The sequence below is a fragment of the Kitasatospora sp. NPDC058243 genome (assembly GCF_042882025.1).
Classification (GTDB): Bacteria; Actinomycetota; Actinomycetes; order Streptomycetales; family Streptomycetaceae; genus Kitasatospora.
Genome location: NZ_JBHVWW010000025.1, coordinates 90,936 through 102,101, shown reverse-complemented (window position 1 = coordinate 102,101; position 11,166 = coordinate 90,936). Strand labels below are relative to the sequence as shown.

10 protein-coding genes are annotated in these 11,166 nt (G+C 72.0%); 6 read left to right on the top strand and 4 right to left on the bottom strand.

What is annotated here, in order from left to right; genetic code table 11:
* Positions 1-2,044 (bottom strand): collagenase (locus tag ACFVX9_RS18725; RefSeq protein ID WP_387982563.1); only part of this gene is annotated, 2,044 nt, incomplete at its 3' end.
* 313 nt (positions 2,045-2,357) lie between these two features.
* A complete protein-coding gene (locus ACFVX9_RS18720; RefSeq protein ID WP_363585630.1) occupies positions 2,358-2,927 on the bottom strand; it encodes a DoxX family protein in 570 nt (189 codons plus the stop codon).
* Between the two features lie 183 nt (positions 2,928-3,110).
* On the opposite strand from ACFVX9_RS18720, the gene ACFVX9_RS18715 reads away from it, so the two are divergent.
* Together ACFVX9_RS18715 and ACFVX9_RS18710 are read left to right on the top strand one after the other, a co-directional pair.
* A complete protein-coding gene (locus tag ACFVX9_RS18715; RefSeq protein WP_380492052.1) occupies positions 3,111-3,707 on the top strand; it encodes a TIGR03086 family metal-binding protein in 597 nt (198 codons plus the stop codon).
* A gap of 160 nt (positions 3,708-3,867) precedes the next feature.
* Positions 3,868-4,374, top strand: a complete 507-nt coding sequence (locus tag ACFVX9_RS18710; protein ID WP_387982560.1) for a hemerythrin domain-containing protein — start codon at positions 3,868-3,870, stop codon at positions 4,372-4,374.
* A 3-nt stretch (positions 4,375-4,377) separates the two neighbouring features.
* On the opposite strand, the gene ACFVX9_RS18705 is transcribed toward ACFVX9_RS18710, so the two are convergent.
* Positions 4,378-5,166, bottom strand: a complete 789-nt coding sequence (locus ACFVX9_RS18705) for a VOC family protein (RefSeq protein WP_380380848.1) — start codon at positions 5,164-5,166, stop codon at positions 4,378-4,380.
* 311 nt (positions 5,167-5,477) lie between these two features.
* Positions 5,478-6,086 carry a Uma2 family endonuclease gene (locus tag ACFVX9_RS18700; protein WP_380380846.1) on the bottom strand — a complete coding sequence of 203 codons (609 nt, stop codon included), beginning with the start codon at positions 6,084-6,086 and terminating at the stop codon, positions 5,478-5,480.
* Positions 6,087-6,282: 196 nt separating this feature from the next.
* Between ACFVX9_RS18700 and ACFVX9_RS18695 the strand changes: the two genes are divergently transcribed.
* The 4 genes from ACFVX9_RS18695 (at position 6,283) to ACFVX9_RS18680 (ending at position 11,035) form a co-directional block, all read left to right on the top strand.
* The gene (locus tag ACFVX9_RS18695; RefSeq protein ID WP_380380844.1) at positions 6,283-6,960 is read left to right on the top strand and encodes a TetR/AcrR family transcriptional regulator; all 678 of its coding nucleotides are present in this window, start codon (positions 6,283-6,285) and stop codon (positions 6,958-6,960) included.
* Between the two features lie 176 nt (positions 6,961-7,136).
* Positions 7,137-8,666: an MFS transporter gene (locus ACFVX9_RS18690; protein WP_380380842.1), complete on the top strand. Its 1,530-nt coding sequence runs from the start codon at positions 7,137-7,139 to the stop codon at positions 8,664-8,666.
* Positions 8,667-8,947: 281 nt separating this feature from the next.
* Complete coding sequence (locus ACFVX9_RS18685) at positions 8,948-10,558, top strand: cytochrome bc complex cytochrome b subunit (RefSeq protein ID WP_387982556.1); 1,611 nt, start codon at positions 8,948-8,950, stop codon at positions 10,556-10,558.
* Between the two features lie 36 nt (positions 10,559-10,594).
* Positions 10,595-11,035, top strand: coding sequence for a PPOX class F420-dependent oxidoreductase (locus ACFVX9_RS18680; protein ID WP_363371258.1), 441 nt, complete (start codon positions 10,595-10,597; stop codon positions 11,033-11,035).
* Positions 11,036-11,166: the final 131 nt, after the last annotated feature.

Genomic DNA, 11,166 nt, shown 5'->3' with positions numbered 1-11,166 from the left:
GGCCTCTGTTGGTCTTGACCCCCCCCTGTTTGAGCCCGCCCACCACCAGGAGGTAGAAGTGCGCGTAGTTGCCGGTGGTCGCCGCGATGTTGCTGCGGGCGCAGTTGGCGTCCAGCTTGCGGATGTCGGTGCCGGCGCACTCCGGCAGCTGCGGCTGGGTGGGCGTGCCGCCCCCGGAGGCGCAGGCGCCGTTGGCGCACGCCGTCAGCCAGCTGTCGAAGCCGGCGTCGTAGCGGGTGCCGATGGTGGTCTTGAGCAGGGTGCGGGCGCCGGCCCAGTCGCCCGCCCGGTACTTGGCGAGGACGGAGTCCAGGTCGCCGCGGTGCTGCTCCAGCATGTAGCGGACGGCGAGGTAGCCCCAGCGGTAGACCCGGTCCTGGTCACCGTAGGCGGTGTCGAAGAGGTCGCTCAGCTTGTAGGTGTGCCGGGCGGCCGCCGCGATGGCGGCGTCGTTGGTCACCTTGCGGTACGAGTACGAGATGTACTCGGCGAAGCCCTCGACCCACCAGACGGTCGGGGTGGTCATGCCGGCGTTGAAGTCGCCGTACATGTCGAACCGGCCGTCGAGGTAGTGGGTGTACTCGTGGTTGAGGTTCCAGATCTCGAACGACGGGCGGGCCCACTCGGCCTCGTAGCAGAGGAAGCGCGGCTGGTTGCCGGCCTTGGCCGGGTCGCCCTCCAGGTACATGCCGCCGTTGTTGGTGTCGATGCCGTAGATGGCCGCGGCCAGCACCTGGTAGTCCAGGGAGGAGTGGAAGACCACCACCTCGATCGTGGTGTTGCTGTCGTCCTTGACCGGGCCGTTGTCGCGCACCACCGAGTGGAAGTACGCGTCCTGGCCGGTGAGGCTGGTGCAGGCGGTGCCCAGCTGGGTGTTGTCCAGCGCCTGGGCGATCAGCTTGATGCTCGGGCTGCAGGTGTAGCTGACCGTCAGCACGCCCGCCTTGAGCTGGTCGGAGGCGTTGCAGGTGCCGTAGTAGGCGCAGTTGGCGGCGTCGTAGTAGCCGACCCCGTCCGCGACCGCGGCCCACTGGTAGACGGTGCGACCGTTCGGCGCGGACTGCGCGACCAGCGACTTGGCGAGCGGACGGACCTTGGGCTGGAGCGCCGTGTCCTTCAGGAAGCGGGTCAGCTCCTTGGCCGCGTTGTAGACCAGCACGCCGAAGTCGCCACCGAGCTGGTCGTTGTTGCGGGTCGCGAAGCCGGACAGCGCGTCCAGCACGCTCGGGTCGGCCTCGACCGCCGCGTCGAAGCCGGTCACCTGGTGGCCGCGGAACAGCACCGTGAAGACCGGGTTCACCGCCCAGGCCATGCCGGCCGGGTTCCAGGTGGCGCTGCTGTAGTCGTTCAGCAGCTGCTTGACCACCGGGAGGTAGCGGATGTTCTCCTGCGCGCTGTCGATCAGGGTGACGGCCTCGCCCAGGATGGGTGCGTTGCCCGCGGCGACGTCCCGCACGTGCGCGCCGCCGAAGAAGGCGTCCAGCCCGGAACGGATCGCCGTCTGGAGGGCGGTGCCGTAGGTGCCGACGTCGTCCTTGTGGTACCACTGCGCGAAGTACCCGGCGCGCAGGTACAGCACCAGTTGCTCGACGGAGGTCGAGTTGTCGCCCGGGTAGCTGCCGGACGCGTCGCGCAGCGCGTACGCCACGGTGGTCATCTGCTCCTCACGGAACGCGCCCCTCGCGTCCGCGCCGGTGAGCTGGAAGAGCCCGTTGATGCACTGGATGTCGGCGGCCTTGATGTGCTGGACCAGGTCGCCGCCCGTCCGGCCGGTGAAGTCGCCGACGTTGCAGGGCTGTGTGGCCGCCGCGCCGAGGGAGAAGGCCTTGGCGGTCGGCCGGGCCTCGGCCGGCCGGGTGTCGAGCGGGAGCGGGGCCCGCTGGTCGGCAGAGGCGAACTGCCGGTCGGTGTGGCCGCGTTCGGGGGCGCCGACGGCGGGCTGCGGCGCCGGTCCGGCGGGGGTGGTGGGGGCGGACGCGCCGCCGGGGACGGCGGCGGGGGCGGCCTTGCTCTGTGGGGCGAACAGGCCGATCGTCAGGAACATGGTCAGGGCGAGTACTAACAGCCTTGCCAGCTGCGGGAGTCGCAGCAGACGCGCGGAACTCACGTGGGGGCCTCCGGGCCGTCGTCGGCCGCATTGGGGGTGCGGCCGGTGGGGTGGTGAGGACCGTTGGCGACGGCGCCTCGTGGGCGGTTCCGTCGTGCACACGGTGGGGAGTGTGACATGTACCATGGCACACATCACATGACGTTGGATAGCCCCGCTCATGTGAGCGATTCGCGGGGGAACGACGAAGGGGCCGTGCCGGCGAATCGCCAGCACGGCCCCTGCGCTTGGGGGTTGACGCCCCGCTCGACTACTTCCGCAGCAGCAGGATCACGCCCGCCGTCACCAGGCCGACCAGGACCGCCGCCGCGCCGTACGCCAGTCGGTGCGCGCGCAGCACCGGGAGGAAGCGGTCCACGGCGTAGCGGCCCGGACCGGTCAGGGCGAGCGCGGCGGCACCCGCCGTGAGCAGCAGCTCGTACTCGCTGCCCTTCGGGGCGAAGAAGCCGCCGCCCCAGGTGACGGCGATCGCGTTGACCATCGTGCCGACGATCGCGGCACCCGCCAGCGGGGTCAGCAGGCCGACGGCGAGGGCGAGTCCGCCGAGCGTCTCGGTGAGGCCGGCGACCACGGCCATGGCGTTGCCCGCCGGGTAACCGCTCATGGTGAAGAACTGACCGGTGCCGTCGATCCCGCCGCCGCCGAACCAGCCGAACAGCTTCTGGCTGCCGTGCGCGGCCATCGTCAGGCCGAGGGCCAGGCGCAGGAGCAGGAGTCCGGCGTCGTAGGCGTGCGGGGAGGTCGTCGCGGAGTCGGGGGTCACCCGGCCCGGGAGGACGGTGGTGGTGGGGGCGGTCGTGCTCGGGCTGCTGCTCGGCATGCGCGTCTCCATCGATCGGGATCGGTCGTAGGGGTGTGGTGGCGCGGCCGGGCGGGTCGCCCCGCAGCTATTGTTCAAATTTGAACCGGCCACTCCTCGACCGTACCTTGGAGTTCGAATTTGAACAACTGACGGGTCGTGGACAACTCGCGGGCCCGACCCCGCCCGGGGCAGGGTGGAGACATGGCTCAACGCAGGCAGCACCGGCGGACCGCGACACCCGGCACGCCCTACCCCGAAGCCCTCGCCGCCTTCGGCGAACGCGTCCGGCTGACCACCCCCCGCCAGTGGGACGCCCCCACCCCGTGCGCCGACTGGTCCGTCCGCGAGCTCGTCAACCACCTCACCGGCGAACAGCTGTGGATCCCCGAACTGCTGATGGGCGCCACCATCTCCGAAGTCGGCGGCCGCTTCGACGGCGACGTCCTCGGCGACGACCCGGTCACCGCCTGGACGGAAGCCGCCGACGCCGCCCGGGACGCCTTCGCCGTCCCCGGCGCCACCGAACTCACCGTCCACCTCTCCTTCGGGGACGTCTCCGGGCAGTACTACCTGGACCAGCTCACCACCGACCTCGTCATCCACAGCTGGGACCTCGCCGAAGCCATCGGACGGCACACCCGGCTCCCGGCGGAACTCGTCGACTTCGCCCTCGGCGAGTTCGCCGGCTACGGGGACCTCTCCGGGAGCGGCCTGTTCGACCCGCCCCTGCCCGTCCCCGACGACGCCGGCCCGCAGACCCGCCTGCTCGCCCTCACCGGGCGGCGCGACCGGCCCTGACACGGCTGGGGTGCGGCGCGGCTGGGGTGCGGCGCGACCGGCCTGATCTCCGGCGGCCGGCGTGGCGCGAGCGGCCCTGACCTGCGGCGACCGGCGTGGTGCCCGACGCCGGATACTGGAAGGAGCGGGGGCCGCGATCCGTGCGAGAGGCGGGCACGCCATGAGCCGCAGGCCGGACATCCTCGGCGAGTTCACCGCCGACCACCGGGCGGTCACCGAGCTGCTCGACCGGATCGAGCGGACACCCGCCGGCGCCGCCGAGCGCACCGACCTGCTGGCCCGGCTGACCGACCTGCTGTTCACCCACTGCGCGGCCGAGGAGGAACACCTCTTCCCGCTCGTGCAGCACGACGTGCCGGACGGCGGGGCGCTGGTGTTCGGCAGCATCCACGAGCACCTGGCGATCGGGCAGTACCTCTCCGACCTCCAGGGCCTCGGCCCGGCCGACCCGGCCTTCGACACCCTGCTGCGCGGCCTCGCCGACACCCTGCGGCGCCACCTCGCCGTCGAGGAGAAGCAGCTCTTCCCGGCCGCCCGCAAGGCCCTGCCCGCCACCGCCCGAGCCGCCCTCGGCGACCGGCTGCGGGCCGAGCGCGCGGAAACCGCCGAGGGCCCCGAGGGCCTTGAGAGCGCGGGGCCCGCCGAAGCGGGCGCAGCGGGGCCGTGAGCCTCAGTTCTTCGGGCTGATCACCGCGAAGCGGCCGCCCTCCCGGTCCTGCAACCGGGCCACCCGCCCGTACGGGGAGTCGAAGGCGGCCCCCACCGCCGAACCGCCCAGCTCCACGGCCCGGGCCAGCGCCCGGTCGGCGTCCGGGACGGCGAAGGACACCTCCCAGTGCGGCGGCAGCCCCGCCGCACCGCCCGCCTGCTCCCTCGCCAGCGCGGCGACACTGTGGCCCTCCGCCCGCAGCACCACCCGGTCGTGCTCCCAGCGGACGTCGAACCGCTCCGGGTCACGGCCGTCCCAGCGGAACACCTGCCCGTAGAACAGCGCCGCCGCGAACGGGTCCGGCGTGCGCAGCTCGATCCAGACCGGCGCGCCCGGCAGGTCCAGCCGCCGGGCCCGGCCCAGCGGGCCCTCCCAGATGCCGAACACCGCCCCGGCCGGGTCCGCCGCGAAGGCCACCCGCCCGGCGTCGAAGGCCAGCGGGCCCACCGCCAGGGTCGCGCCGCGCTCGCGCACCGCGTCGGCGGCCTCGTCCGCGCTCTCCGTACCGAAGTAGCTGGTCCACGCCACCGGCATCGCCCAGTCGCTGCCCGCGACCCCCAGCCCGGCCACCGCCTCCCCGCCGGTCACCGCGTGCAGGTACGGGCCGAAGCGGTCCGGCGCCGGCTCGAACTCCCAGCCGAGCAGCGGCCCGTAGAACGCCTTCGCCCCCTCCAGGTCCCGGGCCGTCAGGCTCACCCAGCACGGAACGGCCGCCACGCAGCGCACCTTGGCGGTCTCACCGCTGCCCATCGCGGACCTCCTCGCCCCCCGGCCGCCGGGCCCCTCCCGACTCCCACGACCCACCGGCCGCCCGGGACGCCCACAGCCTAGGGCCTCCCTTTCGGATCACGTCGGATCAGCGCGCGGCGTCGGAGTGCGTGCATCGCAAGGCGGAGGAGGGAGTCCATGCGGTGGGGGCACCTCCCGGCCAGAGGCTGGGGGCCATCGGCGACCGACGACAACGCGGCGAGGTGCGTGCTCCGGCGTCGCGCGCCCGGCGTGATCCGAAAGGGAGGCCCTGATCCGACGGGCGTAGCGCGTTCCGGGAGGCATGGCCGGGATCAGCGCACCCAGTTCTTGAGCGGCTCGGTGTCCAGCGAGATCCCCACCGGCTCGGGGAGGTGGACGGTCTTGCCGAACGGGAGGATCTGCGCGGTCTCGTAACGGACGCCGTCGGGCTGGCTGTAGACGGTGACCTCGGCGGAGTCGCGGTCGATCAACAGGTAGACGGGGATGCCGGTCTCGGCGTAGGCGCGCGGCTTCTCGACGCGGACGCGATGGTCGGCCACGGATTCGTAAGAGGTGACTTCGGCAACCATCAGCGCCTCGTCCGCGCCCACCCACTCCCCCTGCCCGGTGAGGGCCTCGGAGGGCGCCAGCATGCCGTCGGGGTGCGCGCGGCCGCCTCGGGCACCCTGGACCCTCAGGCCATGGCTGTGCAGCCAGAGCTCAGGCCGCGCCTGGAGGCAGCTGCGGACCAGCCATTCGAGGACCCGGCCGTGGCTGCCGTCCCGCAGGGGCTTGACTCCCAGCCTCCCGTTGAGGAACTCCAACCGGACTCCTTCGATCGTGCGGGCTGCGAGCCGGGCGAGTTCCTCGAATTCTTCGGTCAGCAACTGCGGTCGGTCGGGGCCGTCGATCTCGACGCTCATTCCTGGGTCGGGGCTCATGCCTGTGACCGTAGAGCCACGATCAGACAGCGCCGGTCCGGACCGGGGGCTCGTTGCGGGTGGCTCGGAAGAGTGGCACGGGAAATGTGACCCAGGTCACAGCGAAAGGCGAAATTTCCGGGGAGGGAATCCCCGTTTGGTCTTTCGTAGGCAGAAGCGGGGAGAACTTCCCCGGTATCCTGAAGGAGCAGTCGCCGTGACCACCGCCGCCACCGAGCCGGTCCGACCCGTGGAGAGCGTCCGTGCGCCCAAGCTGCGCGCTGACGCGACCCGCAACCGGGAGCGGATCGTCCTGGCGGCTCGCGACGCCTTCGTCGAGCACGGCGCGGACGTGCCGCTGGACGAGATCGCGAAGCGGGCCGGGGTCGGCAACGCCACGCTGTACCGGAACTTCCCGGACCGCTCGGCGCTGGTCCGCGAGGTGGCGCTGCTCGTCAAGAGCCGTATCCTGGCCCTCGCCGAGACGGCGACGGTCGAGGCGGACGCCCCTGACGGCGTCCCGTTCGACGCCCTGCAGCGGTTCGCGCACGCGACCGTCGCGGAGAAGCTCGGCGCGCTCTGCCCGATGTTCACCAGCCACGTCGACCCGTTCGACCCGGACCTCACCGAGGCCCGCGAGCGCCTGACGGCCGCCGTGAGCGGTCTGATGGAGCGCGCCCGGGCGGCGGGTGAGCTGCGGGCGGACGTCGACCACGGAGACCTGTTCATCGCGATCAGCCAGCTGACCCGGCCGCTGCCGGGGACGTCCTGCCGGCTGCTCGACGACTTCGTCCACCGGCACCTGCAGCTGTTCCTGGACGGGCTGCGCACGCCGGCCCGTTCGGTGCTGCCCGGCCGGGCCGCGACCTTCGAGGACTTCCAACCCCACCACTGACCCACCAGCGGTACCCCGACCGACCGACCCACCCTCCGGACCGCGCCGACCACCGGCCCGCCAGGAGCCGATCCCCGCACGCCCCGCACCGACGCACGCCCCCGTACGGCGACCAGCCGTCCCCGTACGGCGGTCGAACCCTGTCGCACGCCACGCACCCTGAAGTGAGTACCCCCATGCCTGAAACCGACGCCCGAGCGGCGACGCTGCCCGATCCCCGGCGCTGGAAGGCGCTGATATTCATCGGCCTCGCCCAGCTGATGGTCGTCCTGGACGCCACCATCGTGAACATCGCCCTGCCGTCCGCCCAGCGGGACCTGGGCATCTCCGACGGCAACCGCCAGTGGGTGATCACCGCCTACGCGCTGGCCTTCGGCGGCCTGCTGCTGTTCGGCGGCCGGATCGCGGACCTCTGGGGCCGCAAGCGGACCTTCGTGGTCGGCCTGGCCGGCTTCGCACTCGCCTCCGCGCTCGGCGGCGCCGCGGCCAACACCGCGATGCTGCTCGGCGCCCGCGCCCTCCAGGGCGTGTTCGGCGCGCTGCTCGCCCCGGCCGCGCTGTCGCTGCTGGCGGTGACCTTCACCGAGGCCAAGGAGCGCGCCAAGGCCTTCGGCATCTACGGCGCGATCGCCGGTGGCGGTGGCGCGATCGGCCTGATCCTCGGCGGCCTGCTGACCGAGTACATGAACTGGCGCTGGACCTTCTTCGTCAACGTCCCGTTCGCCATCGTCGCCGCCGCGGGCGCCGTCCTGGTGATCCGCGAGCCCGCCGAGGGCCGCAACCGCAACCGGCTGGACGTCCCCGGCGTGCTGCTGGTGACCACCGGCCTGGTCTCGCTGGTGTACGGCTTCACCCGCGCCGAGTCCAGCGGCTGGACGGCCGCCAGCACGCTGGCGCTGTTCGTCGCGGCCGTCGTGCTGCTGACCGCGTTCGTCCTGGTGGAGCGCCGGGTCAAGGCCCCGCTGCTGCCGCTGCGCGTGGTGCTGGACCGCAACCGCGGCGGGGTGTACCTGTCGCTCGGCCTGGCCGTGATCGGCATGTTCGGCCTGTTCCTGTTCCTGACCTACTACCTGCAGCTCGTGCGCGGCTACAGCCCGGTGCTGACCGGCGTCGCGTTCCTGCCGATGGTGGCGGGCATGATCACCGGCTCGACCCAGATCGGCGCCCGGCTGATGACCCGCGTCCCGGCGCGGTTCCTGATGGCCCCCGGCTTCCTGGTCGCCTCGATCGGCATGCTGCTGCTGAGCAACATCGGTCTGGACACCTCCTACCCGATGCTGATCCTGCCCGGCCTGGTCCTGATGGGCCTCGGCATGGGCACCGCGTTCATGCCGGCGATGAGCCTGGCCACGCACGGCGTCCAGCCGCGCGACGCGGGCGTCGCCTCGGCGATGGTCAACACCTCGCAGCAGGTCGGCGGCGCCATCGGCACCGCGCTGCTGAACACCATCGCGGCCAGCGCCACCACCAGTTGGCTGGCCTCGCACGCGACCGCCGCGGCCGCCTCGTCGCCGGCGGCCGCCCAGGCCCTGCAGTTCCAGGGCATGGTGCACGGCTTCACGACCGCGATCTGGGTGTCCTTCGGGATCCTGGTGGCGGCCTCCGCGATCGCCTTCACCCTCGTGAACGCCGGTCGCCCGGACGCGGCGTCGGCTTCGGGCGCCGGTGCGGCGAAGAACGACGAGGTGCCGGTGATGGTGCACTGACGCCTGCGGGTTACTCGGGTGCGTACGCGGCCCGTCCGGTGTCCCCTTCCTGGGGCGCCGGGCGGGCCGCTCGCCGTTTCCGGGGCCGGCGGTTCCGGGGCCGACCGTCGACGGCGCCGTCGCTTCGGGGTCTGCGGTTCCGGGTCTGCGGTTCCGGGTCTGCGGTTCCGGGTCTGGATCACAGCCGCCCCGGGTAGAAGTGGGGATCACTCCCCGATTATGGTGACCTCAGCGAGAAGCGGGGAATGATCCCCACTTCCTTCCGGCTGAGGTGCGTGCACATGACCCGGAATCAGAACCCAGGACGGGGGCGGCGGGCCGTCGACTGGGCGGATGGCCGGCTGGGGATCCACACCCTGGCCAGGGCCAACCTGCGCAAGATCTTCCCGGACCACTGGTCCTTCATGCTGGGCGAGATCTGCCTGTACACCTTCCTGATCATCATCCTGACCGGCGTCTGGCTGACCCTGTTCTTCAAGCCCTCCATGGGCGAGGTGATCTACGACGGCTCGTACGTCCCGCTCAAGGGCGTGCCCATGTCGCAGGCCTACGCCTCCACGGTGGACATCAGCTTCGAGGTCCGCGGCGGGCTGCTGATCCGGCAGATCCACCACTGGGCCGCCGTCGTCTTCGTCGCGGCCATGTTCGTGCACATGATGCGGGTCTTCTTCACCGGTGCGTTCCGCAAGCCGCGCGAGGTCAACTGGGTCTTCGGCTTCCTGCTGCTCTTCCTCGGCATGCTGGACGGCTTCTTCGGCTACTCGCTCCCGGACGACCTGCTCTCCGGCACCGGCATCCGGTTCATCGAGGGCGTGGTACTGGCCATCCCGCTGGTCGGCACCTACGTCCAGATGTTCCTGTTCGGTGGCGAGTTCCCCGGACACGACATCATCCCGCGGTTCTTCACCGTCCACGTGCTGCTCGTGCCCGGCATCATGCTCGGCCTGCTGGTGGCGCACCTGATCCTGGTCTTCCACCACAAGCACACCCAGTGGACCGGGCCCGGAAGGACCGAGAAGAACGTCGTCGGCATGCCGCTGATGCCGGTCTACCTGGCCAAGGCCGGCGGGTTCTTCTTCCTGGTCTTCGGCATCGTCGCGCTGATGTCCGCCGTCGCCACCATCAACCCGATCTGGGCGTACGGCCCGTACCGCCCCGACCAGGTCTCCACCGACGCCCAGCCCGACTGGTACATGGGCTTCGCCGAGGGCCTGATCCGGGTGATGCCCGGCTGGGAGGTCGGGCTCTGGGGGCACACCCTCAACCTCGGCGTGCTGATCCCGTTCACGCTGTTCCCGGTGATCCTCGGCGCGATCGCGGTCCACCCGTTCATCGAGAGCTGGGTGACCGACGACAAGCGCGAACACCACCTGCTGGACCGGCCGCGCAACGCGCCCGTCCGCACCGCGCTCGGTGCCGCCTGGATCGGCCTCTACCTGGTGATGCTGGCCGGCGGCGGCAACGACCTCATCGCCACCCATCTGCACCTGTCGCTCAACGCCATCACCTACGCGGTGCGGATCGGCTTCTTCGCCGTCCCGGTGGCCGTCTTCGTCATCACCAAGCGCTGGTGCCTCGGCCTCCAGCGCCGCGACCGCGACAAGGTGCTGCACGGACGCGAGACCGGCGTCGTCAGGCGCCTGCCGCACGGCGAGTTCACCGAGGTGCACGCCGGGCTCGCGCCCGCCGAACTGCACCGGCTCACCGCACACGAGCAGCCCCGCCCCCTCGAACTGGCGGCCCCCGTCGACGAGAATGGAGTCGCCCGGAGCGCGGGCGTGCTCAGCCGCACCCGCGCCCGGCTGTCCCGCGGATTCCACGGCGAACACGCCCGGATCGCCGAGCCCGCCGCCGAGGAGTGCCGCGAGATCACCGAGGGCCACGGGCACTGACCCGCGGCCCCGGCCCCCACGCCAGAGGGAGGACAGATGCACGACCGATCCGACCAGCTCGCCGACAACAGATACCTCCTGCTCACCACCTTCGGCGAGGACGGCACCCGCCAGGACTCGCAGATCTGGGTGGTGCCCGACGGCACCGCGCTCGGCGTCTGGACCCCGGCCCACTCCGGGGAGGCCGAACGGATCCGGCGCCACCCCCGGGTGCTGGTCGGCCCGTGCGACGCCCACGGGCGCCCGACCGGACGCCCGGTGCCGGCCCGCGCACGGCTCTGCGACCCGGACGACACCGCCCGCTACCGCACCTCGCTGATCAACAAGTACGGCCTGACGGCGCTGATCGTGCTGGCCCGCAGCCGGTTCCGGGTCGGGCTGGCCGGGACGGTCGGCATCCGGATCACGCTCAACGAGCTGGAGCAGCGGCTGGTCGGGCCCGAGTGGCAGCTGCCGACGACGTACTGCGTCAACTGACTCCGTCGGGCGACCTGGTGGCGCCGAGGGCCGGGGGGAGGGGGGAGGGAGGGGGGGGCAACAACACACGCTGGAGGGGGGAGGGGGGGTGGCGTCAGGGAAAGCAAGTCGGGTGAAATGTACCTGGGGCT

What these genes read in the sequence shown, in the direction of transcription:
- ACFVX9_RS18700 (WP_380380846.1), bottom strand. Translation starts at nt 6,086, where the DNA reads ATGAGCCCCGACCCAGGAATGAGCGTCGAGATCGACGGCCCCGACCGA.
- ACFVX9_RS18710 (WP_387982560.1), top strand. Translation starts at nt 3,868, where the DNA reads ATGAGCCGCAGGCCGGACATCCTCGGCGAGTTCACCGCCGACCACCGG.
- ACFVX9_RS18680 (WP_363371258.1), top strand. Translation starts at nt 10,595, where the DNA reads ATGCACGACCGATCCGACCAGCTCGCCGACAACAGATACCTCCTGCTC.
- ACFVX9_RS18705 (WP_380380848.1), bottom strand. Translation starts at nt 5,166, where the DNA reads ATGGGCAGCGGTGAGACCGCCAAGGTGCGCTGCGTGGCGGCCGTTCCG.
- ACFVX9_RS18720 (WP_363585630.1), bottom strand. Translation starts at nt 2,927, where the DNA reads ATGCCGAGCAGCAGCCCGAGCACGACCGCCCCCACCACCACCGTCCTC.
- ACFVX9_RS18715 (WP_380492052.1), top strand. Translation starts at nt 3,111, where the DNA reads ATGGCTCAACGCAGGCAGCACCGGCGGACCGCGACACCCGGCACGCCC.
- ACFVX9_RS18685 (WP_387982556.1), top strand. Translation starts at nt 8,948, where the DNA reads ATGACCCGGAATCAGAACCCAGGACGGGGGCGGCGGGCCGTCGACTGG.
- ACFVX9_RS18690 (WP_380380842.1), top strand. Translation starts at nt 7,137, where the DNA reads ATGCCTGAAACCGACGCCCGAGCGGCGACGCTGCCCGATCCCCGGCGC.